This is a genomic window from Prochlorococcus marinus XMU1404 (assembly GCF_017696175.1).
GTDB classification, from domain to species: Bacteria; Cyanobacteriota; Cyanobacteriia; order PCC-6307; family Cyanobiaceae; genus Prochlorococcus_A; species Prochlorococcus_A marinus_X.
In genome coordinates this window covers 317,633-340,735 of the sequence record NZ_JAAORE010000001.1, presented here as the reverse complement: position 1 = coordinate 340,735, position 23,103 = coordinate 317,633, and the positions used below count along the sequence as shown (strand labels likewise).

Sequence of the window (23,103 nt, the reverse complement as noted above, 5' to 3'; positions counted from 1 at the left end):
TCCACTTCTATAAATAATTAATGATGGCCTAAGGGACCAGGGCCAGATCCTATTTTATAAGAATTTTCTAAAGATTTCTCAACAAATAATTTCGCTTTTTCTATGGAATCAAGTAGACCAAAACCTAAAGCCTTATAACCACAAATAGCAGCACTCAAAGTACAGCCGCTACCGTGGGTATTTTTTGTATTTATAAAATTATTAAAGAGCCACTCTTTTCTACCATTTAAGTCAAGAAAAAAATCCTTCCCTTTCATATCTTTCAAACCGCCACCTTTTATAAGTACGGCTTTTGCTCCAAGACCAATAATATTTCTTGCAGAATTTTCAATATCTTCTTTACTCCTTATTTCTAAACCAGAAAGTAGATTTGCTTCATAAATATTTGGAGTTACCAAATCCGCAATTGGTAATAAGAGTTTTTTATAAGCATTAATTGCAGAATCTTCCAGTAATTTAGAACCAGTTCTTGAAACCATTACTGGGTCAATAATTTTGGTTATTTTATATGTATTTAATTTTGAAGCAGTATCATTAATTATCTTTTCATTTAACAACATTCCAGTTTTTAAGGTATCAATACCAAAATCAGCAAATAAAGTATCGAACTGACTTAATAAAGTATTCTTATCTACTGGTTCAACACATGTCACCTCCTTACTATTTTGTGCAGTAATACATGTAATGACAGAACAGCCATGTACTTTAAGGGCCATAAAAGTTCTCAAGTCAGCCTGTATACCTGCTCCACCCCCGGAGTCACTGCCTCCTATTGAAAGTGCAATTTTAGAATACATAGTTTAACAAACTAGGATTTTTAAATATCATAAAAATATTCTAAATTTAAATTAGAAATCTGAATATGCATTAAAAAAATCTAACTCCAATTCCATAGCTCTCCTGTATAAATATTTGGCCTGATCAATATCATATGTTTCTTTATTAGTCTCAATAAGATTTTCAAGTGAATTTGCTAGCTTTTCAAAGCTCTCATCAGAGTAAGTAATTATCCATTCTTTATATTTAATGTCAAAATCCTGCTTGTACAAACTTTTACCTATCCAAGAATAAAGTCGCATACATGGCGTCATCGCAAACATTATTTCAACAGAGCTAAGTCTTTTGGAAGTATCATCAAGGAAATCTGTATAATTTTTAGTAGCTTTTTTTATATAGTTGTTAGACAAATCAATATCCCATTCTTTTGCATAAGTTTCATGTAGTATTAACTCCTCTGAAACGCCCATTAACAGTTCACTCAACTTCCTTATAGAGTACTTATCTTTTGATTTAGAAACGGCAAGACCATATGCCTTAGCAAAAGTCTCTAAAAAGAAATAATCTTGAGCTAAATATTCTTGAAATATATTTTTAGGTAGAATTCCATTCTTTAAACCTTGAACAAATTTTGTATTTAAACTTAGTAAAGCAATTTCATAATTATCCTCCCAAAGTTTTTTTGTTATTTTCATTTTTGTTTTTTTAGTTATTCTAAAATTTTTATATTTTATACCTACAAACTTAATCTTATTTTTCTAGGATTAAAACAAAAAATTATGAAAGAAATAAATATCTTATGGTTTAAGAAAGATTTAAGAATTTTTGACAACGAAGCTCTTTGTGAGGCTATAAAAGATAATGATATTTTACCTATTTATATTATTGAGTTAGATATTTGGACCCAAAATACTCATTCATATAGACAATGGCAATTTTGCAAAGAAAGTCTAATAGATTTAAGAAATGAACTTGCTGAGATTGGACAACCATTAATTGTTAGGACTGGAAATGTTACTAATATTTTTGATGAAATTAGTTTAAAATTTAAAATCAAGGGCATATATAGCCATCAAGAAACCGGAGATTGGCTTACTTATAAAAGAGATCAAAAAGTAAGAGAATGGGCTTTAAGCAAAAATATTATTTGGAAGGAATTTCTACAATTTTCAGTTTTTAGAGGAAATTTAGATAGGAATAATTGGTCTAAAAATTGGCTAAAAAATTCCGAAAAAAACTTACTTAAAGCTCCATTAAAAATTACTACTATTAACTTTGATATTGGAGAAATACCCTCAGACGGAATTTTTACCTTTAAAAGAGAAACTTGTCCAGGAAGAATGCAAGGTGGAAGAAAGAAAGGTTTAGAGAGAATGCAATACTTCTTTAGTAATAAATTAGATTCTTATTCAAAAGATATTTCTAGCCCAGAAAAATCATTTGATAGTTGTTCAAGACTATCCCCATATATTTGTTGGGGATGCATTTCATTGAAAGAAATTTTTAATCAGGCAAATATATCAAAAAACAATAATTCCAGGATGTTAAAAAGTAGATTAACTTGGCATTGTCATTTTATTCAGAAACTTGAAAGTGAACCAGAACTAGAGTTTAGGGAATACCATCCTTTTTTTAAAAATATTAGAGAAAAAAATAATGAATTACTCTATTTATGGAGTTTAGGTAATACAGGCTTTCCTTTTATAGATGCATGTATGCGCTCATTAAATTTCAATGGATGGATTAACTTCAGGATGCGAGCTATGTTAATGTCTTTTGCTAGCTATAATTTATGGTTACCATGGCAAGATTCAGGTTCAGAATTAGCAAAAAAATTTATAGATTATGAGCCTGGAATACATTGGAATCAATGCCAAATGCAATCTGGGACTACATCTATAAATACCAATAGAATTTATAATCCCATTAAGCAGGGAAAAGATCATGATCCTCAAGGAAAATTTATAAAAAAATGGATACCAGAATTAAAGGATATTTCACATAATTTCATTCATGAACCATGGCTATTATCTAGATTTAATAAAGAAGAATATGAACAAATTAACTACATAAGACCAATAATTGATATCCGAAATAGCACTAAAACTGCAAAGAAAAAAATTCAGGAAATCACTAAAAAGGAAGGATATTGGGATATCTCAAAAGAAATTTATTTAAAACATGGCTCTAGGAAAAGGCATAGAAAAAATATAAATAATAAAAAAATTGTTTTTAAGAAAAAGGAAATACAATACGAACTGAAATTAGATATCTAAATTTTATTATCAGAAATACCCAGATTACTTTTAGTGCTTTGTAAGGTTTTTAAAATTTTGTAATTCAATATATAAATCCACGATGAAGTAATGCAAGCTTTAATGTATTTATTAGGATTTATTAATTATGTCTGAAAGATTTGAATGGGACGATACCAATAGTTCAGGTATATGGTGGAGTACTAATGTAAGTATTAGAGACGAGTGCATTTTGCTTAAAGAAGATACGCAATGCGAAGATTCTGATATCGTCGAACTTCTTAGGAGTATTGCACAAAATATTGAAGATAATGGCCTTTAATTGTTAAAGGAATATTCTCTCTTTTAAAGATTTTGAATTCCTTTTACAGCTTTTATTAATTCGATACTGATACCTTTTTCACTCATAGAATGACCAGCATCATTAACAATAATTAATTCAGAATTCTTTAATTTCTTATTCAGATCCCACGCACTCCTAACAGGACATACAACGTCATACCTACCTTGAATTATTTTTGTTGGAATCGATTCTATTGTTTTTATATATTTCAAAATAAAATCATCTTCTAAGAAAATATTATTAATAAAATAATGACATTCTATCCTTGCAAAGGCATCTGAAAAAGAATTAACTTTGGACTTATCAAAATCGAATTTTTTATTTATTAAATGACTAGTTGAGAGTTCCCATTTTGTCCAAGCTGCTGCTGCTTTTGATCTAAGATTGGCATCTGAAGATGTTAGATATTTATAAAAAGAACTTATCAAATCATTTCTTTCTTCTTTTGGTATTACAGAAATATATTCTTCAAATTCATCAGGGAATATCTCACTTGCACCATATTGATAGAACCATAATAATTCAAACTTTCTACATAAAAATATTCCTCGCAAAGTTAAGCTCATAACTCTTGAGGGATTTTTAATTGCATATATAAGTGAAAGTGTTGAACCCCAAGATCCACCAAACAAATGCCAACTATCTATTTTTAATAGCATCCTTAATTTCTCAATATCATCAACTAAATGATTAGTCGTATTTTCATTTAATTCGGAGAAAGGAGTTGAATAACCGCAGCCTCTCTGGTCAAATTGAATAATATCGAATTTATCTGGATCAAAGTATCTTCTATATCTTGGTTGACTTCCTCCTCCTGGACCTCCATGAATAACAAGTATTTTTTTGCCATTTGGATTACCAGATCTTTCCCAATATATAGTGTGAATTTCACTAACTTGTAAAAAACCCTTTTCCCGCACTTCAATTTTAGGAAACAAGACTTGATTTTTCATTTTGAAATATTTTTAATCACTTTTTATCTATTTTATCCAAAAATAAGTATAGTTTTGGAATAATTTCCAAAAATAAAAAAGGACTGTTTGAGCAGTCCTTTTTAATATCTCATTTCCTTCTTACAGGATTAAAGTTACATATTTTTAGTCTATTTACTCATAAACCTAGAATACGTGAATTAGGGGATTTCTCTCGATAATTTCAGTCCCTATTGTCGCTAGTAATTATAAAGCGAAGTCTTATCAGACTAATTGATTGAACTTTAATTTTCGAATAATCCCATTCTCAGGAATACGCTTCCTATATTTTGGAATTTACTAAATTTCAGGCGGACTATCAATCATTTAGATTGCCTCCGAATTCAACATTTATAAATTACTCCTTTTTATATTTTCAGTAAATCCGTAAATATGCTGATTTACTTTTTTCTTAATCTGTAAGAGAATTTTAATGACGTTTTGTTTTTTATAGAAAAATATAAAAATTAAAGTCTATAATTTCTCCTTATTCTGATTCATAAAGCAAGATAGATTCTATTACTCTTTTATCACTATCAAAAAGTTTATAATCTCCCAATTTCCACTGAACAAACTTAACACATTCATCAAGAGAAGGATTCTTATCCTGGCACTTTCGCCACTCTCTAATCCAATCTGCTAAAGCAAAAGTTATTTTTGTAGTAAGCATATTTAGCAATAAGGGTAATTAAAATCTCCTCCAAGAGGTTCTTCATAAAATTCACCTTCTTTTATACCTTTATCATATTTTTCAATAACCTTTTTATAAGATACTACTGAGGGAAATAAATCTCCTAAATATATGGCTTCCATCTGAATTGCTATAATATTTTTAATTACTTATTATCTTATATAAGAATTTTATAAATAGATTATTGATATGCATTATGGATTTCATTAAAAAGAACAAGATCTTAACTCTAATGGCGGCAGTTGCAGTTTTATCATTTGCATTAGAAAAAGCAGGCATAATACATCCTTAAATTAGTTAAATTTTTTGATAAATACTTCCTAATGAAATAAGAAAACAGATACTATTACTGCAAAAATAAGAAATGGAGATAATAATGTAAAAATTAAAGTTGAAAGATTAATAAGCATAAATTTAAAATAAATACACAAATTTAATAAACATCACTTTTAGGCATTTGCAATAAGTAAAATTTAAATTATTACGATATAAATAAAAATTTGAATAAAAAAAGATATAAAGAAGAATATGAAGAGGGCTCAGAATTACTATGGCCTAGTGATAAAGAAGATAAAATAACTCGCCAATTTTATAAAGATTTATCTCATCTTTCAAAAAAAATAAATTTTACTAAAAAGAAAAAGCTGAATGTTTTTGAACAATTATTTAGCATAATAAAAGGCAAAGGGTGGGGTAATTAATATTAAAACTAAAATGAAAAATATAATGATATTAATTAAAAGTTTTTTTCTTTTAAGGCCAAGATTCTTATCCACTTTATTTTTTATTCCAATTCTTTACGGCATTGGCTGGGCTTTATCTCAGCCATTATTATTGTTTAATTTTAAAGAAGAACAATTATCATTAATTGGTACTATTATAGCTTTCTTACTTTTTATCTTTTTACTCTCAAATTGGTTTTATATCAGATGGAATATAAAAAGTGCATGGGTACTTATTGGGATAACTAAACACAAATTCTTAAAAAACTTTGTCAATTTTTCTCAAGGTATTTTATTTGCTTTAGTTTTAATAATTCTAATTCTATTTCCACTATTGCAAAAAAACTATATTTCTTGGACAGGTGAATTCTCGCCTATCATATTGTTAAATTCTATTGCACTTGGATTAGGGGTTGGATTCGCAGAGGAAATAATTTTTAGGGGCTGGTTACTAGAAGAATTAAAATTTGAATATAGTATAAAAATATCAATCGCTTTACAAGCTATAGTTTTTAGCTTCGTTCATAATATATCCACTGAGATCTTTTGGAACATAATTGGATTGCGTTTAGGATTTATTTTACTTGGGATATTTCTATCTTTTGTAAGAATCAGAGATAAAGGTTCTTTGTGGAATTGCATAGGAATTCATGGAGGACTTGTGGGTATTTGGTTCTTTATAAACAACGGATTAATAGAATTTAAAGAAAATACACCTTCTTTTTTAGCAGGGCCTTTTACACAAAATATCCCAAACCCAATAGGCAGCTTTACTGCGATTTTAATATTACTATTATTATGTATTTTTTATGCCATAAAATCAAAAAATATTTTTTCTAGACCTTCTTAATTAAATATAAATACTGATTGATTTTTGATTAATAATTGTCAGACTAAAATAAAGCTTAATAATCATATAAACTTTGAGGCAGGAATAAGATTTATTGTCTTTTTAGTACTCTTTGGAGTTACAAACTATTTAATGATGTTGAGAAGATATGAATATGACATCAAAAATAAGAAATTTTTACAACATAAAAAAAATTTCCAGGCTATAGCCTAAATATTCATTTATTTTCTGAAATTAAAAAAATTTAGTTTTGAATTTCTTCACCATTTTTTACTAGTTTTTTGCCAACCTTCATTTAACAATTTTTGCCATAATAATCTTGCTTCTTCAATAACAATTTTTTTTCTAGTTTTCATTAATGGAGGATTTTCCCCATGAATTCCCATAATAATCCCTTCTTCAATAAACATATAAACGATAGATTTATCAGAATACTCTTTATCTTTATAAAAACGCATCACCCCCACAAAATTGGAGTCAATTAACCAAAAATCTTTATTTGAATTCAATAAACCAAAATGAAATTAAATTAATCATATGCTTTCATTTCAATTTGCAAGGGAAATATTTATTTATTTTTCTAATACTTGATATATTTTTTCCTTTTGTCTACATTTTTTCAATTCGCCACGTTTTTTCTTAAACTTAATTCTTTTCTTTTGCGATGCTTTAGTAGGTTTTGTAGATTTTCTAAATTTAAATGATTTATTTAAACCATCTTTTATGATTGAACTAAATTTCATTAAGGCTAGCTGCCTATTTAGTAATTGATTTCTATGTTCTTGAACCGCTAAACATAAACTATTTTTCACTAATTTGTTTTTCAAATTAATCTTAAGAATTGCTTTCTGATAATCATTTAGGACTTTTGAATCTTCTAAATTAAAAATAATCTCCACTCTGCTTTCAATTTTATTTACATTCTGACCTCCAGGACCCGAGGATCTGGAAAATCTCCACTTAATTTCATTTGATGGTATTACTAATGTTTTAGTAATTTTTAAATCCATTTTTAGTTCTTTTTAAATTTGATTTTTAGAATGATCTCTCTAACACTTTAAAACAAACCTTAAAATTTGATCGGTAAATACTGGGCGGTTATGTTAGGTAAACCGAAATTCGGTGTATTTGCCGTATCAATATCTTCGGTTTATATCCTTTCATATTTAAAAAAATTATTAGATACTGAATTTGTACTAATACAAAGGTCAGTTATGTATTCAATGTTTGATCTTCTTTTTGAAACACCTTCATATCGCCCAGTATATGTTATTTCTGATAGTGAAATGAAGGAGCTAAAGAAAAACCAACATCAAGAAGAACTTGATGAAATTAAAACACAAAAAGTAAGACTTGAAGATGCTTTTAAAGCCCAATTAAAACATCTTGAACAGAGAGAAAAAGAAGTACAGAAAGAACTTAAAGTACTCTCAACCTCAAAAAATAAATAATTTATTTTTAGAAAAATTACTTTTTTTAAAGACGGTTTTAAACCGTCTTTTTTAATTCTTCTAGTTTTAAAGTATCCATTAAATCCACAGATTTTAAAAATATTTTCCATAATTAAAAAATGAATAAAAATAAAGAAAAAATAAGAATGTTCCTACCCTTTAGTTGGGTAATTTGTGCAGTAATATCTTTTGCATATATAAATTCACATTTAATAAATACATAACATAAATGTCTTATCCCTCAAGAGACGAAATACTTGCATCCTCAAAAGGCTGGGTAGCATCTTTTTTAAATTTTCTTCCTGGTTTAGGATCGGGTTACTTATATCAAAGAAGATGGAAACCCTATTTTTTTACCATTACTGCTAGTACTGCATGGTTTGCTTTAGGTTTTTTTTTACAAGGAGATTCCGAACCTTCTCAAAGTGAACAAATAATTGGAATTTCTGGTCTTTTTTTCATATCAATAGTTACGGTTATAGAAGCAAACTTGGCATTCAAAAAAGCAAGTAATAAAACAAAAGCTGAAAAAGAAAAAATACTATCCTCTGATAAAAAAGGATGGTTTAATTAATACAAATAATTAGATCTAAGAAAAAATTTAATTAATTCTCAGTTTCTTAATTTAAGTAAAAAATTACCATAAATATTGTTCAAGATAGATTTTAAAAATTATTTTATTTTTTTTAGTTATAAAAAAATATAATTTCCTTTTCTTTAAGACCTTCCCATCCTGAGTCAATTAATAATTGATTTAATGTTTCTTTATCAAAATGCTTAGAACCAGTTTTGACGCATCTATTCCTCATTGATTTTTTTACACCACTCCTTTGTCTTTTATTCTCCTCATCCATAATTCTGTTATATAGATCTAGCATTTTTGGAGGGATTGGAGTACCGTCAAGATCCACTCCATTTTGAATAGCACGATCAACAGCCTGCATTCCCGTTCTCTTCATATACTAAAAAAAAGCTAAAACTATAATATAACAAAACTTATTCATCTATATTTCTGTGAATAATAATTTATTGATTTTGAATTTCCTTAAGTACTCTAATAGCCTCTTTAATGTGTTCTGGACCATTCAATAAATCTCTAAAAATATGCCTAACTGTGCCTTTGCGATCGATAACGTAAGTTACTCTACCATCCATAATACCTAATACTTTGGGAACTTTAAAAGTTTTCCGAAGAGAGTCATTCGTATCGCAAAGTAGTGGATATTGTAATTTATTTTTATTGGCAAATGCTAAATGACTTGAGGTACTTCCATTACTTACTCCCCAAACTTGCGCACCTAATACTTTAAATAAGTCATATTTATCTCTAAATCCGCAAACTTCTATGGTACAACCAGGGGTATCATCTTTTGGATAAAAAAACAACACAAGGGGATTTTTTAATCCCTTATTTGATCTTTTAATTCCATTTTGATCCAGTAAAGAAAATTCTGGAATTTTATCTCCGATCTGCAAAATAGTTCTTATAAAACTTCATATTAGAGGTTAATATGTTTTTTTTGTGGCCTGCAAAGTAAATAACTATTATTAAAGTCAGTTTTTTTGTTTTAATTGATACTAAAAAATTATTGAAATAAACTAATGTGAATTTATTAATTCAACATTATGGAATTAATAATTTATATTTTTTTATTTATGATTCTTTTTTTGGGAATTATTTTTAATTTAAAAATAACTAATTTTAAAAAAGTCAAAGAAATTCGAAACAAAGCTAAGGATAATTCAAAAAATAATAATTAAATATATTACTAAGATTAAAATTCAATTTTTTCATTTGGAGTAAATACTGAGCAATATTTTTTTACTAAGACCTTTGGCTCATTGGAAGAAGAGTTGATTAATTTTAGTTTTTCTATAGCTTCATTAGCATTAATCTCACCAAGTCGATATCTTGCACAAGTATCCAATACTTTAAACATTTTTGTGGTAACTGCTTCAGCTGGATAAACTAGAAAAAATAGGTAAAAAACAAAAAATAAGTATTTCATCTTTTTTAAGAAATTAGATATTTAGGGAATAGTTTCAATAATTTAGGAAAAAAATTAAAATTTAATAGAATAATCTATTTTGAATTGAATCTAGGTATACTCTAGAAATAATAATAAAAGAAATTAAGATAAATTAGTGATCGTAAAAATAATCTCCATGAAAATGAGAAAATTAATAGATAAACATAAAACTCTTATAAATTGGTACCAAAAAAAATTTAAATTGAGTGATTATCAATTACTTTGGATAGTTTTCTTTAAAGGGGTATTAATAACAATAATATTTATCAAAATTTTTTAATATTAATAAAGCTATTCCAAGAATGAAATTTTTACATGATTTGACTATATTTAGTATTAGATTTCCTCATTGGTTTAATATTTATCAGCTATGAATATTTTTGGTGTAGGTTTGCCTGAAGTTACTGTAATACTTATATTAGCTCTTTTAATTTTTGGTCCAAAAAAGCTTCCAGAATTAGGAAAACAGCTTGGCAAAACTTTGAAAAGTCTTAAAAAAGCTTCGAATGAATTTCAAAATGAAATCGATCAAGTTATGAACGAAGATGATAAAGAGGAATCTCCTAAATCAACAGAAAACAATCAAACAAATGAAATTAATCAAGAAAAAATAGATTCAGAAAACAAGAATGTGTCAAATAAAGAAAACAGCAACAGCTAATATCTTGGATAGGCCCATTACCCCCATAGACGAATTTGAAAGAGCATTAGATAAGGCAGCTCTTACTAAAGAAGAATATGAATTAATTGACTATATCCGCTATACAAGCGTTTTTACACAGTCAAGTCTAATTAAAGATTTAAAAAGGCCATCAAAGCCGCCTCTTTTATCAGTTCTATGTCAAATTTGTAGAAAAATTGGTTCAGAGATGCCAGATCATTTCAAAAATGTAATTGCGTGGTCAATTGAAATTAGTGATCACGATACAAAATGGGATGCTCATTTAATTTGCGCAGAAGCATTGAATATAGACAAAATCCCATTAAGTCCTATGCATGGAACAACTTTATTTGATGTTCTTGTTGTACACAAAGAATTATTTCTAGGCTTTGATTAAACTAAATTAATCATCTAAAGGCACAGAATCAGTATCTATAACTTCAGAATCATCATAATTATTTATTTTATTTTCAATCCAATTATTTATATAACTAACTAAGGGCAATGATCCTCTAAAAATCAAAATAGAAGTAGGCAAAGCGCTTAATAGACCAAAGACGGGACTTTTAAAAAGTAATCTTCCAGCTTTAATATTAAATAAAATAATAAGAGCTGAAGGAACTATGACTTTAACTACTGTTTTGAGCGCTTCAAGCCAACCAACACGATATGTCCACCATATTAAGATTATGCCAACAACATAGAGGAATAAGTAATTCATAGGCATATTATAATGATTATCAATTTATCTTGTTCTTAATAAGAAACAGATTTTTATAAATTTTTTAAAATCAATTAATCAAATTCTAGTAATGAGTTTTTCTGAAATAAGAAATTTTTTAATTAAGATGCAATCTGATGAAGACTTAAAAAAGCAGGTTACATCATCCTCCACAGCGGATGATATAGCACTAATAGGTCAACGCTTGGGATATAACTTTTCAGGAGATGATCTCTTAAGATTTAATGGACAAAAAGTTGATAAAGTTACCGTAAGGAAGATGGATCATCCTGGGGAATATCATTAATTTAGGACTTAACCCATATTGCAAGACCGCCGCCCCTGCCTCGTGCACACAACCATTTATCATTAGTGCTGATTCCTACAAGTGAGAAAAATGGCATTTTTTTATCTTCAGGTTTTTTTAATTCCTTTTTGAATATTGGAAAATTACTAATACTAACTTTCAATTCTTCAAAATAAAAAATCAATAAAGGTCTAAGCCCTTTTAGTTCTGCGCTACCTATAAATATAATGTTTAATAAGCCTAAATTAATTGAATTTTTTATTTCGAAATTCGGTTCATCCTCTTTGCTTTTTTCTTTTAATTCTAGTCTTGCTGACAAAACTTGGAGAATCGAACTGGGTATATTTTTGATTCCATCTGAATCCTTTCCCCATACATACTTAAACTTCCATATTCCCAACAAGTCTTTATATACTATTCCGCTACCATTTTTTTGAGAATTTTTTTCTAATAGTTTTATCTTTTTGATATCAGGTAAGTCTTTCATAAGAGACTATAATCTAAGAATTCAATACTAAGATAACTTCATAAAAAATGTTCTTAGTTAACAAGAGCCCCAAAAAAATTTCTTTGTTTCAATATATTTCTAAAAAATATTTTTTTTGGCACACATAAGGAACAAAATATCGTTATTATTTACATAAAGTAACTAAATCAATGGATTTTATTTCTAAAAGTCAAGGATACATACCTTTAAAAGCAGTTCCTTACATATTTTTCCTAGCAGTTGTATTAAGTATAACAACTTCAACAAATACCTTTGTTTAAGACTATTTAGATTCAAGGGAGAATAAAGTTAATAATTAATGCAGAAATATGATGTTGTAGTTGTTGGTAGTGGAATAGGCGGTTTATGTTGTGGCTCAATTTTAGCTTTATCAGGCAAAAAAGTTCTTATCTGTGAAGCACATACCCAGCCCGGAGGTGTTGCTCACAGTTTCAAAAGAAAAGGTTACACATTCGAATCAGGTCCTTCATTGTGGAGTGGAATAGGTAAATGGCCAACTACTAATCCCTTAGGGCAAATTCTTAAATTACTTGATGAAGAAGTTGAACTATTTCAATACAAAGGTTGGCAAGTAATTGTCCCAGAAGGCAATTTTAATCTTGATGTTGGGGAAGAACCTTTTAAACAAACAATTAAAACTTTAAGAGGTGAGAAATCTGTTAAAGAATGGGAATCATTTATTTCCGGAATAAAACCTCTTAGCCAAATAATAAATGAAATACCGTTACTCTCATTTTCTCCCGAATCAATAAATTTCTTGGATCTAATAAATTTAACCTCAAAATTTTTACCTAATATCAAGCAAATACCAAAAATTAATAAGGGCTTTGGGAATTTAGTAAATAATCATCTAGAGGATCCTTTTCTCAGGAATTGGGTTGATTTATTGAGCTTTTTGATAAGCGGTATGTCAATGCATGATACAAATACAGCTGCGATGGCTACTTTATTTAACGAATGGTTTGAACCAAATTCATACCTTGAATACCCTAAAGGAGGTAGTGAATCTATCGTAAAAGCCTTAATTAATGGACTTAAAAAAAATGGAGGAGAACTAATTCTCTCTTCGAGAGTAGAGACAATTAACTTCAATAAAAATTTAGCAACAGGTATAACTCTTAAGAATGGTTCTAGTTATAGTTGCGAATCTGTTGTGACGAATACTGATGTTTGGAATTTAAAAAAGTTAATTCCAAATGAAATTTCAAAAAAATGGAATACAAAAGTTTTGAACCCTAATAAATGTGATTCTTTCCTTCATATACATCTAGGTTTTGATGCTGATGGTCTTGAAGATTTGCCAATACATGCGATACATGTTGATGAGTGGGCAAAAGGTATAACCGCAGAAAGAAATATAGCTGTTTTTTCAATCCCATCTGTTTTAGATAAAAATATGGCCCCTAAAGGGAAACATGTTCTTCATGGATATACTCCCGCAAATGAACCTTGGGAAATTTGGGAAAACTTAAATCCAAAGGAATTAGAATATAGAAATTTGAAAGAAGAAAGATGTTCAATATTCCTTAATGCAGTGCGAAAATTCATCCCTGACATAGATGAAAGGATTGATTTAAAGATGCTAGGGACCCCAATCACGCATAAAAAATTTACCAATACCTATTGCGGTAGTTACGGACCTGCATTATCTGCAGCAAAAGGTGTTTTCCCAGGCTGCAAAACTCCAGTGAAAAATTTATTTACTTGCGGTGCAAGTACATTTCCAGGTATTGGAATTCCTGCCGTTTCAGCAAGTGGTGCTTACGCAGCTGAAAAAATTATTGGTAAAAAAGAATTTAAAACTCTTCTTAAGAAGATAAATTTATGAATTAAGTTTTTTTTTATAACTCTACAAATACTTAGTTAAGAAATAAGAATAAAGAAAGCAAAAACGTTCAATAATGATAATCTTTAGCTGAACATAAACTTAACTTATAGCTCTTATATGTTTTTCTTATCAATTCCTCAAGCCTGGCATCTAGTTGGCACTTGGTCAGAACAACTTCCAAGCGAGTCAAATCTTATAGGAATGGGCCAAACAGAATTAATGATGACTTTACATTCAATATTCGTTCCTCTCTTACTTGTAATTTCCTATTATCTATTCAATAGAATTAATAAAAACGAATCAAGGAAAATTAAAGGATGATCGTTTAAGGTTTATTTAGCTGAACTTCTTCTAACTACTTTTCTGCCTGTAGAAGTATCAACTCCGCTTGAATCTTTAGTTTGTGAATTAGTTTCATCATTATCAACATCACTCTTATCCATTTCAGCGCAAACACCTACTACCATTGCAGCTTGCATTTGATCTGGTAAATCTCCAATGGTTAATAAAGCCTTTAAAACTAATTGAAGTCGAGTTTGCCGATCTATTTCAGGTCTTAGTTTTTTTACAGTATTCCAAAGTTCTTGGGTAACTTCTTTTAAAAGTTCTCGATCTACAGCCAAATTAAATCCTTCTTGTATTTCTACTAATCTAACAAAAAATTGGTTCTCATAAAATAATATTCAATAAAAAGATTGTTAGTTAATATTTTTCTATCCAAATACAAGTTGCATTTGTTGATGTAATTCATTCTTCTGTTGCAAAATTTGATCTTTTTCAATCTTTTTTAGAGTAAAAGTTCTATAAAATTTTTTTTGAATCTTTATTGGAGTATTTTCGAACTTTGCATTTTTGCTAATTAGAGAATTCCACTCTTTTATATTAAAAGGGGCATAAGGAGAAGATGAAATCACTTTCATATCTTAATAATACATCTGTACTAATATTAGTACAATTTTACTATAGCGCAACAACTGCGCCCACTTATCTGAATTTCAAAGTATCCTTATGAATAGATTGATTTTTTTTATCTAACTTGCAGGAATTATAAGTTTGATAAATGAATAAAAGTATCATAAGTAACTTATTGATCCCGTTTTTTAGCGTCTTAAGACTTTTCTTGCTTAAAAACCTTTTAGAATAGTGATTTTGTTGAAATTAACATTGACAAGATATATTTAGTAATCCTTCCTATAAAAGAATAGTGATTTGATCAAACAATGCTTCTTAGTAATGCTAAAAGACTAAAGATCCAAGGAATAATTAAAAGAATTGCTCAAGATAAATCAATTACATTAGAAGAAAGGATATATGTTGAGAAATTTGCACACCATAATTCGACAATTTCTCTTTGGCTGAAAAAAGCCAACAGCTTTAGAAGGAATGGCACAAAAAATGATGGAGGGATTGATAACTTCTTACAATCATTTGGGATAGATGGAATAGATAAAGAAAATCATTTCAACCCAAATGAAGATGAGATATCGGATTGGTTTGGCGGTGCTCCTGGTTGGCTAAGGAGAAGCTAGATTCATTAATTATTCAACTTACCCAGGCTATCTTACACAAATACATACTCACCAAAGATATAAATACCCAAAAAACCCATGGTATAAATTTAATGGGGACTAAATATTTTTTTGTAAAGGTTTTCATATAGATTTTTCTTTTAGATTATTTCTTCCTTACTGTTTTTGAGAATAGGTTTAATTGCTCTATTTAAGAATTAAACAATATTCGAAACCTCAAAGATATTAAATCACTTTAAGTAGATAAAGTTAATCAGCCTTGATAATCACAATCTAAGCAACTTTATTTTCAATGCTCCTTGTAAAATTTACTATTTTTGCCTCATCATTGTCTAAATCATTCCAATATTTTATAAGTCTTTCTAATTCTTCAATCCTCTTTTTGGCATTTGCAATTTTTTCAGTAGTTGTCATATAAAATTTTTATCTATCCAATTAATGCATGAAAAAAAAATATTTCAATGGAAGTAACAATTTTTAGACTATAAATATTAATTTTTAGTTAATTAATTAAATACAATATAGTCCTCGAGCAGCTGAGTAATTATACTTAAAGAAAAAAGAAATTTATGAAGAAATTAAATTCTTTGATTTTGAATAGTACTGTTAAACTCTTAGACTTCATATACTCTGGTAGATCTTTACAAAGATTTTGGGTTTTAGAAGTAATAGCTAGATCACCTTATTTTGCATTTCTTTCAGTTCTTCATTTTAAAGAATCCCTAGGAATTAAAAATGAAAAAACAATGATTTTAATGAAAGAACATTTTTATCAAGCTATTAACGAAACTGAGCATCTTAAAGAAATGGAGAAAAGAGGAGGAGATAGGTTCTGGATTGATAGATTTCTTGCGAGACACCTTGTGCTTGTCTATTACTGGATCATGGTTTTTTATTATTTCTTCTCTCCAGCCAATGCTTATGATGTCAACATAAAAATTGAAGAACATGCATTTGAAACCTATTCCAAATATTTAATAGATAATCCAAATGATCAAAAAATAAAAGAAATTGCTCAAGATGAATTAAATCACGTCCAAGAACTTAACGATGCTTTATCAATGCTTACTACAGTTTAGATTAGTTCTGAGAAATCTATCAGCAATATTGAGAGCATCACCGAAGAAGATATTAATCCTAGGCTAATCATCAATGAAACATATCCTTTTTTTCTAGGCAATTTATAAAAAGATATTCCAATAATTAATATCATTATTAATGAGAAAAAAATTATAATTTTTTCATTTACTAAATTGAGATGTATAACTAAATTTTTTTCTTCAAAAAATTTGAGAAATTCTGGTAAAACTAATTCTTCTTCTATTTTCTTAAAATAGTCAAATAAGCTTATAAAAGAAGAACTTAATAAAGATAATGCAACTAGTGCAGTAACTGGCTTTGTTAACCTGTTAAGTGTTCTGTTAAAACTTACCAATAAAATAAAAATAAATAAAGAGGTTACTAAAGGTATTAAAGGTATAAGAGTTGTTGAATTTATGAAATTTCCCACGAAAATAATATGTATCTAACTTAAAATTTTATATTATTTCGACGCGTTATTTTATTAAATAAGATTTTTTAAAATTTTAAATGTAATTAGTACCTATTGCATTCTGTGTAAATTGATACCAAAATTCAATTAGTATTGAAAAATAAAAATGTTAGCCATTTCTGAAATTATTATTGCAAGTGCTATCTTCCTAGGAATTGTATATTGGGAAGTTAAATTTCTATATACCAAAACTACTGTAGCTAAATAACTTAACTCAAAACAGGAAAATTAAAAACACAGAAAATTTAAATAAAATTTAAGAATTTAAGTTGACAAAAAAAGCTCTATATATGAGAGAATAAACACAAATATCCAGGCCCCTCTAATGAGCGAAGTCCAAAATTCTAATTCTAACTCAACTCAGCAGCAGCAACAGCAGCAGCAGCAATCCTACTCAGACAGCAAAATTAATTCTGCAGAGAGCGAGAGGCTATATCTTGAAATGAAAGAGGCTTGGCTTTAAATATAATTCGTGTTTGAAATAATATTTCTATAAATTTGTAAATTTTTTTTAATTTTGAAGTAATCAATACTTTTTTATTTTCTATACCCTTTAAGTTTTGTTTAACTGCAAATTAATCTGTTGAGAAAACTAAAGCAATTAGAGAAAATTAATGGAAGACTTGCAATGGGAGGGTTGATATATTTAGTTTTTACAAAATTAGTTTCCAACCGTGCCGACATATTAGACCAGCTTAAATCTTATTTGATTTAAGAAATGAATTGGAAGTATTATCCAGGAATATTTCTTTCTATATAAGCGTCAGTTAAAGCTAAAATTAACCCCAATAATGTTGAAAATATAGCAATTTCAGCTGATTCCATTTTATTTGTGAATTACCCCTAGTTTGCTAAATAACTCAAAGCTCGGCAACAAAACTAATAACTTACTATAGTACATATATACTATAAACTATTTATTGTGGGCTCAGCAACTCCTGAGTTTCTTTTCGTTAGGCCTGGTGATTATGTCGCAATTAAAAAAGAAAATTGCGAAAATATTAATGAAAAGAATAAAAATTATTGGGTCGGTCAAGTTATCGACTGTATTGGGGGAGCTAGGAATCCAAATTCATGGACCTTGTTTCAAATTGCCAATATTGATAATGGAGAGATCACTATAATCAACGCGGATATTGTAGAAAAAATTTTGAAACCTTCTGAAAGTTAAGCTTATGGATAATCAAACAAACTTCTTTCAGTATTACAGAAACAAAAGGTAAATTGAACGCTTTAAAGGAAATCACCCCAGTTCCAAGCAGGCAAGTCCGTATACTTGATTCATTGGGCAGGGAGGTTGAATGCCTTTATACATTCTGTAAGTTTTTGATATTTCCTCAAATCCCAAGCTTGACAAAAGATAATTTGCATAAGGATTCAGATTGGAGCAATCCAATAAGATTTGGCCATCTAAATCACCGACTAACTCCCTTATTAATAGTTCAGCAAGTGGTGGAGTATCCGCTAAAAGAGGTCCGATTCTCCAGCCTTGTTCATTATCCTCCAATACACAAGGTCTGATTCTTCCAAATCCATGGCACATCCGATTATTATCGACAATTGCACTGACATTACCATGAGAATTTTTCAACCAGTCATTTAGAAAATGTGGCCTTGGACTAGGTTCTCTTTGATCATCATAAATTAAGACTGCTTCAGAGGAAATTTTATTACCCGGGACAACTTTAAAAGAATGAAATTGATCTTTATAGAAATTTCTCAATGGCAAATCTTGAGAACCATTTAATTTCCATCGATTTGTAATGGAAGATTTTCTAAACCCCCACTTTGCGTAATCATTCAATCTATCTGGGGCAGCCTCAAGACCAATACATTCAACATTTTTCAAATATTCGAGAGCATGTTTCCATAATCTCACTCCATAGCCATTATTTCGGAATTCTTTTTTAACGATAAATAAACCTATAAAACCATACGAGGAATTATATTTTATACACGCAATAGAACCTATAGGATTATTGTCGAGACAAGCTACCCACAAACCTTGTTTATCTGTATTTCTATAAATTGATACATCATCCATTCCAGGAGAAAACCCTTCTAACCTTGCCCAGTTTGTGACTTCTGGTATTTCATTTTTAGATATCAATCTAATTGAAAATTTTTCCCTCATAGAAATATACTAACCAAGAAAAATTTGAATTTTTAAAGACCATATTAATAAATTTGATTATTTCTCATAAATCATTCACTTTGATTTAATTGGCTAAAAACATTAGTTATTTACAATTTATTCTCTGATATATTTAATACTATTCAAATGAAAAAAATGAATAATTCTGATAAATTTCATTTAGAAGACATTTATAAATTAAAAAATACAGTTCTCGCTGGTGAAACTGAAGATATAAAATGGCGGATCCAACATATCGATATAGTTTCTAAACTTTTGGATGAAAATAAAAAAGAGATAATAAAATCACTTTTTATTGATCTAGGTAAATCAGAAATTGAAGGGCTTTCAGAAATCCTTTTAGTGAAAGAAGAAATTTCACTCATAAAAAAGAAACTCAATTCTTGGATGCGACCAAAAAAGATTGATACACCTTTTTATCTATTTCCATCATCCTCCAAAGTTATTTATGAACCTCTTGGGTGTGTCTTAATTCTTGGTCCTTATAATTATCCATTACTTTATATTTTAAAGCCATTAGTAAATATTTTCTCAGCAGGAAATACTGCAGTTATAAAACCATCAGAGAAATGTCCTGCGACCTCAAAACTTATTAAAAAGCTTACTATCAAATATTTCCGTAAAGATGTTCTAATAACAGTAGAGGGTGATTATAAGCAATCCAGAAAATTAATTGAACAAAATTTTGACCACATATTTTTTACAGGAAGTACTGAAACTGGAAAATCTATAATGAAATTAGCTTCAAAAAACTTAACCCCACTAACTCTTGAGTTAAGCGGAACAAATCCTGTAATTATTTTCAAAAATGCAAATTTAGAAGTGGCAGCTAAAAGAATTGTTTGGGGAAAATTTTTTAATTCTGGTCAATCGTGCATGGCTCCTAATCATATCTTTGTAGATAAAGAAATTGAAACTATTTTTATAGAAAAATTAAAGAAATACATAGTAAGTTTTTACGGAGATAATCCAATTATTTCCGAAAACTTATCAAAATTAGAGAAAAAGCAATTTACATCAACTATAGAAATTCTAAGAAAATATAAAAAAGAAAAAAGAATTTTATTTGGGGGGACTTTTAGTAAAAAAAAGTTGAAAATATCTCCTACAATTTTGAGATCTAAATTAAATGAAACAGATATCCTGCAGAAAGAACTATTCAGTTCACTACTTCCAGTAATTGGAATCAATGATAAGGAATCAGCTTTAAAACAGATTAGTCAAACATCAAAACCATTAGCAATCTACTTATTTGGAGGAAATAAAAAAATTCATAATCATATTTCAAAAATAACCAGCTCAGGAACAATTTGTATAAATGATGTGATGTTACCAGTCCTTATTCCAAATTTACCGTTTGGAGGCGTTGGGCAAAGTGGTATTGGTAAATTTCATGGAGAAGAAGGGTTTCGAAATTTTTCAAATCAAAAATCTATTACTTTTAAAGGTTTTTTATTTGATTCAAATCTGAGGTATCCCCCCTACGAAAGAGTAAAGAAATTTTTAAAGTTTATTTTTCAGGTTTAAATTACTTAAATTGTTTTCAAAAACCTAGCGATTTTAAATTTAAAGATTATCTTTAAATAAATAGTGAGTTTTATGAAATTTGCATTTTTAGTAATTGCCATATTTATTAGTTTTTTTAATCAATCATCGATAAAATCAGAAGAAAAGATATTTTCAGAAAAAAATAAAATTGAGAATATTGCTAGAAAAGAATCAATTACTGAAGAAAAAACTGAAATAAAAAAAATTCATATTGTAAAAAGTGGAGATACAATATCGAGTATTTCAAAATTCTATTCAATAAATAAAGATTTAATTATTAAATTGAATAACTTAAAAGACGAAAATTATATATTTGTTGGCCAAAATCTTATTATCTCCAAATCTAGAGAAAATCTTACAAAACAATCAGATTTAATAAATAATTATCATATTGTTCAAACTGGTGAGAATCTGACTGAGATATCAAACAAATATGATTTAAAAGTAATCGATCTGATAGAGATTAATAATCTCAATAATCCTGATTCAATAAAAGTTGGTCAGAAACTCATAATAAGAAAAAAAAACATAATTAATTCAGAAAATCATGAAACAACTGAAAATAAAAAAAATAATGAATTATTTGAGTTAGATAAAAAAATTTATGGCCCTTTAATTATCCAAAGTAAATCATATAAAGATATTAAAGGTAGAAAAGTTTTAAACGTACTAAATCAAGAAAATAAAAAACTGATTATTTCAATCAATTGTGATACAAATGAATTAGATGTAAGAATACCTGGCAGGAAATGGATGGGAAGTAAGCCTGCTAAAGAAGAATTCGAAAATAATTTAATAAATGATTTTTGTGAAAACTTTTAATTAATATGTGTGAATAATTTGTCTAAGAATATTAATGATGGGTTATTCTAAAAAAAGTTAAATTAATAGTAATGGCTATTTCAAGAGGAGATCTCGTAAGAGTAAAAAGACCAGAATCATATTGGTACAATGAAATAGGTAAAGTTGCTTCAGTTGATACCTCAGGTATTAAATACAACTGTGTAGTCAGATTCGATAAAGTAAATTACGCTGGGATTAGCGGAACTGAAGGTGGAGCAAATACAAATAATTTCGCTGAAAGTGAATTAGAGAAAGCTTAAATAATTGCCTGAATTACCTGAAGTAGAGACAGTTCGCAGAGGTTTAGAGCAAAAACTTAATAACTTTATTATTAAAAAAGTAGAAGTCTATAGGGATTCAACTGTAGCTTTTCCTCCTCAAAAGGAAGAATTTATTAATGGACTTCATAATTCGCTTTTGCAGAATTGGAATAGGAGAGGAAAATATTTAATTGCTGAACTAAAAAAAATTGAAAATGAGAATATTCAATTTAATGAAAAAATAACATTAAAACATAATGGATTTCTTGTAGTTCATCTAAGAATGACTGGATATTTCAAATTTATAAATACTTCTACTATGGCTTGTAAGCATACAAGAATAAGATTTTTCGATAAAAACAATAATGAGCTTAGATACATTGACGTAAGAAGTTTTGGCCAAATGTGGTGGATTAAGCAAGGGTTATCGCCCAATAAAATAATCAAAGGATTAGGCTCATTAGGACCAGAACCATTTTCTGATGAATTTGATACAAAATACCTTAAGAAAATTATTTCAAAAAGAACAAAATCTATAAAAGCTATTTTATTAGATCAAACAATAGTGGCAGGTATAGGTAATATTTATGCTGATGAAAGTTTATACACCGCTGGCATCTCACCTTTTAGGGAAGCTCGAACAATAAAGAAGAATGAGTTAATAAAGCTCAAAGAATCAATCGTAACTGTATTAAAAAAAAGTATAGGTTCTGGGGGAACAACTTTCAGTGATTTTAGAGACTTGGAAGGAGAGAATGGGAATTTTGGTTTACAGACAAATGTTTATAGGAGAACAGGTAAAGAATGCCGTAAATGTGGAAATTTAATTGAAAGGCAAAAAATTACTGGAAGAAGTACACATTGGTGTCCTAAATGCCAAAAATAAAAAAGGGCTTACTCAAGCAGAGTAAACCCTTTTAAATATTTTTACCTGGCATTGAGCTATTTTCTCAAGGGGCTACCCCCTAAATATTTTCGCCGCTGATGCGTTTCACAACCGAGTTCGAGATGGATCGGAGTGGTTCCACATCGCCATGAACACCAGGATAGTGTGAACCTTGAGAACTGCATAGAAATAGTATATAAAAACAATAAATTAAG

At 28.5% G+C, this 23,103-nt stretch carries 36 protein-coding genes and 1 rRNA gene; 19 read left to right on the top strand and 18 right to left on the bottom strand.

Annotated elements, in window-relative coordinates:
• Positions 1-17: 17 nt before the first annotated feature.
• Complete coding sequence (thiD, locus tag HA144_RS01915; RefSeq protein ID WP_209041936.1) at positions 18-797, bottom strand: bifunctional hydroxymethylpyrimidine kinase/phosphomethylpyrimidine kinase; 780 nt, start codon at positions 795-797, stop codon at positions 18-20.
• Positions 798-848: 51 nt separating this feature from the next.
• The gene (locus HA144_RS01910) at positions 849-1,472 is read right to left on the bottom strand and encodes a TenA family protein (RefSeq protein WP_209041934.1); all 624 of its coding nucleotides are present in this window, start codon (positions 1,470-1,472) and stop codon (positions 849-851) included.
• A gap of 84 nt (positions 1,473-1,556) precedes the next feature.
• Between HA144_RS01910 and HA144_RS01905 the strand changes: the two genes are divergently transcribed.
• Positions 1,557-3,053, top strand: coding sequence for an FAD-binding domain-containing protein (locus tag HA144_RS01905; RefSeq protein ID WP_209041932.1), 1,497 nt, complete (start codon positions 1,557-1,559; stop codon positions 3,051-3,053).
• Between the two features lie 127 nt (positions 3,054-3,180).
• Positions 3,181-3,354 carry a hypothetical protein gene (locus tag HA144_RS01900; protein ID WP_179852285.1) on the top strand — a complete coding sequence of 58 codons (174 nt, stop codon included), beginning with the start codon at positions 3,181-3,183 and terminating at the stop codon, positions 3,352-3,354.
• 23 nt (positions 3,355-3,377) lie between these two features.
• Here the strand turns inward: HA144_RS01900 and pip are convergent, their stop codons facing one another.
• The 3 genes from pip to HA144_RS01885 all read right to left on the bottom strand — a co-directional run bounded on the left by pip (position 3,378) and on the right by HA144_RS01885 (position 5,159).
• Positions 3,378-4,328 carry a prolyl aminopeptidase gene (gene pip, locus HA144_RS01895; RefSeq protein WP_209041931.1) on the bottom strand — a complete coding sequence of 317 codons (951 nt, stop codon included), beginning with the start codon at positions 4,326-4,328 and terminating at the stop codon, positions 3,378-3,380.
• Between the two features lie 505 nt (positions 4,329-4,833).
• Positions 4,834-5,016: a hypothetical protein gene (locus tag HA144_RS01890; RefSeq protein WP_209041929.1), complete on the bottom strand. Its 183-nt coding sequence runs from the start codon at positions 5,014-5,016 to the stop codon at positions 4,834-4,836.
• A gap of 2 nt (positions 5,017-5,018) precedes the next feature.
• Positions 5,019-5,159: a hypothetical protein gene (locus HA144_RS01885; RefSeq protein WP_209041927.1), complete on the bottom strand. Its 141-nt coding sequence runs from the start codon at positions 5,157-5,159 to the stop codon at positions 5,019-5,021.
• Positions 5,160-5,537: 378 nt separating this feature from the next.
• On the opposite strand from HA144_RS01885, the gene HA144_RS01880 reads away from it, so the two are divergent.
• Positions 5,538-5,738 (top strand): hypothetical protein, encoded by a 201-nt coding sequence (locus HA144_RS01880; RefSeq protein WP_209041925.1) that lies wholly within the window; start codon positions 5,538-5,540, stop codon positions 5,736-5,738.
• A gap of 25 nt (positions 5,739-5,763) precedes the next feature.
• Positions 5,764-6,609, top strand: a complete 846-nt coding sequence (locus HA144_RS01875) for a CPBP family intramembrane glutamic endopeptidase (protein ID WP_245152795.1) — start codon at positions 5,764-5,766, stop codon at positions 6,607-6,609.
• 260 nt (positions 6,610-6,869) lie between these two features.
• Here HA144_RS01875 and HA144_RS01870 read toward each other — a convergent pair whose 3' ends face one another.
• Positions 6,870-7,118 (bottom strand): DUF1651 domain-containing protein, encoded by a 249-nt coding sequence (locus HA144_RS01870; protein ID WP_209041920.1) that lies wholly within the window; start codon positions 7,116-7,118, stop codon positions 6,870-6,872.
• Between the two features lie 63 nt (positions 7,119-7,181).
• Positions 7,182-7,619, bottom strand: a complete 438-nt coding sequence (gene arfB / locus HA144_RS01865) for an alternative ribosome rescue aminoacyl-tRNA hydrolase ArfB (RefSeq protein ID WP_209041918.1) — start codon at positions 7,617-7,619, stop codon at positions 7,182-7,184.
• Positions 7,620-7,709: 90 nt separating this feature from the next.
• Here arfB and HA144_RS01860 point away from each other — a divergent pair, with 90 nt between their 5' ends.
• The gene (locus HA144_RS01860) at positions 7,710-8,060 is read left to right on the top strand and encodes a hypothetical protein (protein WP_245152794.1); all 351 of its coding nucleotides are present in this window, start codon (positions 7,710-7,712) and stop codon (positions 8,058-8,060) included.
• Positions 8,061-8,289: 229 nt separating this feature from the next.
• On the top strand, positions 8,290-8,634 hold the full coding sequence (locus tag HA144_RS01855; protein ID WP_209041916.1) for a hypothetical protein: 345 nt from the start codon (positions 8,290-8,292) through the stop codon (positions 8,632-8,634).
• Positions 8,635-8,746: 112 nt separating this feature from the next.
• On the opposite strand, the gene HA144_RS01850 is transcribed toward HA144_RS01855, so the two are convergent.
• The 3 genes from HA144_RS01850 to HA144_RS01840 form a co-directional block, all read right to left on the bottom strand.
• Complete coding sequence (locus tag HA144_RS01850) at positions 8,747-9,019, bottom strand: small RNA NsiR4-regulated ssr1528 family protein (RefSeq protein ID WP_209041914.1); 273 nt, start codon at positions 9,017-9,019, stop codon at positions 8,747-8,749.
• A gap of 67 nt (positions 9,020-9,086) precedes the next feature.
• Positions 9,087-9,536 carry a peroxiredoxin gene (locus HA144_RS01845; protein WP_209041912.1) on the bottom strand — a complete coding sequence of 150 codons (450 nt, stop codon included), beginning with the start codon at positions 9,534-9,536 and terminating at the stop codon, positions 9,087-9,089.
• Between the two features lie 299 nt (positions 9,537-9,835).
• Positions 9,836-10,000, bottom strand: a complete 165-nt coding sequence (locus tag HA144_RS01840) for a hypothetical protein (protein WP_245152793.1) — start codon at positions 9,998-10,000, stop codon at positions 9,836-9,838.
• 460 nt (positions 10,001-10,460) lie between these two features.
• Here HA144_RS01840 and HA144_RS01835 point away from each other — a divergent pair, with 460 nt between their 5' ends.
• A complete protein-coding gene (locus HA144_RS01835) occupies positions 10,461-10,751 on the top strand; it encodes a TatA/E family twin arginine-targeting protein translocase (RefSeq protein WP_209041909.1) in 291 nt (96 codons plus the stop codon).
• Positions 10,752-10,755: 4 nt separating this feature from the next.
• Positions 10,756-11,148: a hypothetical protein gene (locus tag HA144_RS01830; RefSeq protein WP_209042538.1), complete on the top strand. Its 393-nt coding sequence runs from the start codon at positions 10,756-10,758 to the stop codon at positions 11,146-11,148.
• Positions 11,149-11,154: 6 nt separating this feature from the next.
• On the opposite strand, the gene HA144_RS01825 is transcribed toward HA144_RS01830, so the two are convergent.
• Positions 11,155-11,472, bottom strand: coding sequence for a hypothetical protein (locus tag HA144_RS01825; protein ID WP_209041907.1), 318 nt, complete (start codon positions 11,470-11,472; stop codon positions 11,155-11,157).
• A 91-nt stretch (positions 11,473-11,563) separates the two neighbouring features.
• Between HA144_RS01825 and HA144_RS01820 the strand changes: the two genes are divergently transcribed.
• On the top strand, positions 11,564-11,779 hold the full coding sequence (locus HA144_RS01820) for a Nif11-like leader peptide family natural product precursor (RefSeq protein ID WP_209041905.1): 216 nt from the start codon (positions 11,564-11,566) through the stop codon (positions 11,777-11,779).
• A gap of 1 nt (position 11,780) precedes the next feature.
• Here HA144_RS01820 and HA144_RS01815 read toward each other — a convergent pair whose 3' ends face one another.
• Positions 11,781-12,266: a hypothetical protein gene (locus HA144_RS01815; protein WP_209041903.1), complete on the bottom strand. Its 486-nt coding sequence runs from the start codon at positions 12,264-12,266 to the stop codon at positions 11,781-11,783.
• Positions 12,267-12,585: 319 nt separating this feature from the next.
• On the opposite strand from HA144_RS01815, the gene HA144_RS01810 reads away from it, so the two are divergent.
• Entirely contained in the window at positions 12,586-14,115 is a 1,530-nt protein-coding gene (locus HA144_RS01810; RefSeq protein ID WP_209041901.1) for a phytoene desaturase family protein, read from the top strand.
• A gap of 117 nt (positions 14,116-14,232) precedes the next feature.
• Positions 14,233-14,436: a hypothetical protein gene (locus HA144_RS01805; RefSeq protein WP_209041899.1), complete on the top strand. Its 204-nt coding sequence runs from the start codon at positions 14,233-14,235 to the stop codon at positions 14,434-14,436.
• A gap of 11 nt (positions 14,437-14,447) precedes the next feature.
• Here the strand turns inward: HA144_RS01805 and HA144_RS01800 are convergent, their stop codons facing one another.
• The gene (locus HA144_RS01800; protein WP_209041897.1) at positions 14,448-14,738 is read right to left on the bottom strand and encodes a TIGR03894 family protein; all 291 of its coding nucleotides are present in this window, start codon (positions 14,736-14,738) and stop codon (positions 14,448-14,450) included.
• 90 nt (positions 14,739-14,828) lie between these two features.
• Entirely contained in the window at positions 14,829-15,035 is a 207-nt protein-coding gene (locus tag HA144_RS01795; protein ID WP_209041895.1) for a hypothetical protein, read from the bottom strand.
• Positions 15,036-15,335: 300 nt separating this feature from the next.
• Here HA144_RS01795 and HA144_RS01790 point away from each other — a divergent pair, with 300 nt between their 5' ends.
• Positions 15,336-15,644 (top strand): hypothetical protein, encoded by a 309-nt coding sequence (locus HA144_RS01790; protein ID WP_209041893.1) that lies wholly within the window; start codon positions 15,336-15,338, stop codon positions 15,642-15,644.
• A 273-nt stretch (positions 15,645-15,917) separates the two neighbouring features.
• Here the strand turns inward: HA144_RS01790 and HA144_RS01785 are convergent, their stop codons facing one another.
• Positions 15,918-16,058 carry a hypothetical protein gene (locus HA144_RS01785; protein ID WP_209041892.1) on the bottom strand — a complete coding sequence of 47 codons (141 nt, stop codon included), beginning with the start codon at positions 16,056-16,058 and terminating at the stop codon, positions 15,918-15,920.
• 155 nt (positions 16,059-16,213) lie between these two features.
• Between HA144_RS01785 and HA144_RS01780 the strand changes: the two genes are divergently transcribed.
• Positions 16,214-16,723 carry an alternative oxidase gene (locus HA144_RS01780; RefSeq protein ID WP_209041890.1) on the top strand — a complete coding sequence of 170 codons (510 nt, stop codon included), beginning with the start codon at positions 16,214-16,216 and terminating at the stop codon, positions 16,721-16,723.
• Here HA144_RS01780 and HA144_RS01775 read toward each other — a convergent pair.
• On the bottom strand, positions 16,720-17,154 hold the full coding sequence (locus HA144_RS01775; protein ID WP_209041888.1) for an NADH-quinone oxidoreductase: 435 nt from the start codon (positions 17,152-17,154) through the stop codon (positions 16,720-16,722). The two genes, HA144_RS01780 and HA144_RS01775, sit on opposite strands and share 4 nt — an antisense overlap.
• 367 nt (positions 17,155-17,521) lie before the next feature.
• On the opposite strand from HA144_RS01775, the gene HA144_RS01770 reads away from it, so the two are divergent.
• A complete protein-coding gene (locus HA144_RS01770; RefSeq protein WP_193741755.1) occupies positions 17,522-17,659 on the top strand; it encodes a hypothetical protein in 138 nt (45 codons plus the stop codon).
• 459 nt (positions 17,660-18,118) lie between these two features.
• Complete coding sequence (locus HA144_RS01765; protein WP_209041887.1) at positions 18,119-18,367, top strand: DUF3104 domain-containing protein; 249 nt, start codon at positions 18,119-18,121, stop codon at positions 18,365-18,367.
• Between the two features lie 72 nt (positions 18,368-18,439).
• Here the strand turns inward: HA144_RS01765 and HA144_RS01760 are convergent, their stop codons facing one another.
• Complete coding sequence (locus HA144_RS01760) at positions 18,440-19,330, bottom strand: GNAT family N-acetyltransferase (RefSeq protein ID WP_209041885.1); 891 nt, start codon at positions 19,328-19,330, stop codon at positions 18,440-18,442.
• A 156-nt stretch (positions 19,331-19,486) separates the two neighbouring features.
• Between HA144_RS01760 and HA144_RS01755 the strand changes: the two genes are divergently transcribed.
• The 4 genes from HA144_RS01755 to HA144_RS01740 all read left to right on the top strand — a co-directional run bounded on the left by HA144_RS01755 (position 19,487) and on the right by HA144_RS01740 (position 22,888).
• Positions 19,487-20,878: an aldehyde dehydrogenase family protein gene (locus tag HA144_RS01755; RefSeq protein WP_209041883.1), complete on the top strand. Its 1,392-nt coding sequence runs from the start codon at positions 19,487-19,489 to the stop codon at positions 20,876-20,878.
• Between the two features lie 72 nt (positions 20,879-20,950).
• Positions 20,951-21,721: a LysM peptidoglycan-binding domain-containing protein gene (locus HA144_RS01750; RefSeq protein WP_209041881.1), complete on the top strand. Its 771-nt coding sequence runs from the start codon at positions 20,951-20,953 to the stop codon at positions 21,719-21,721.
• Between the two features lie 71 nt (positions 21,722-21,792).
• Entirely contained in the window at positions 21,793-22,002 is a 210-nt protein-coding gene (locus HA144_RS01745; RefSeq protein WP_011375896.1) for a photosystem I reaction center subunit IV, read from the top strand.
• A 4-nt stretch (positions 22,003-22,006) separates the two neighbouring features.
• Positions 22,007-22,888 (top strand): DNA-formamidopyrimidine glycosylase, encoded by an 882-nt coding sequence (locus tag HA144_RS01740; protein ID WP_209041879.1) that lies wholly within the window; start codon positions 22,007-22,009, stop codon positions 22,886-22,888.
• 43 nt (positions 22,889-22,931) lie between these two features.
• Here HA144_RS01740 and rrf read toward each other — a convergent pair.
• A 5S ribosomal RNA gene (gene rrf / locus HA144_RS01735) occupies positions 22,932-23,048 on the bottom strand.
• Positions 23,049-23,103 lie beyond the last annotated feature (55 nt).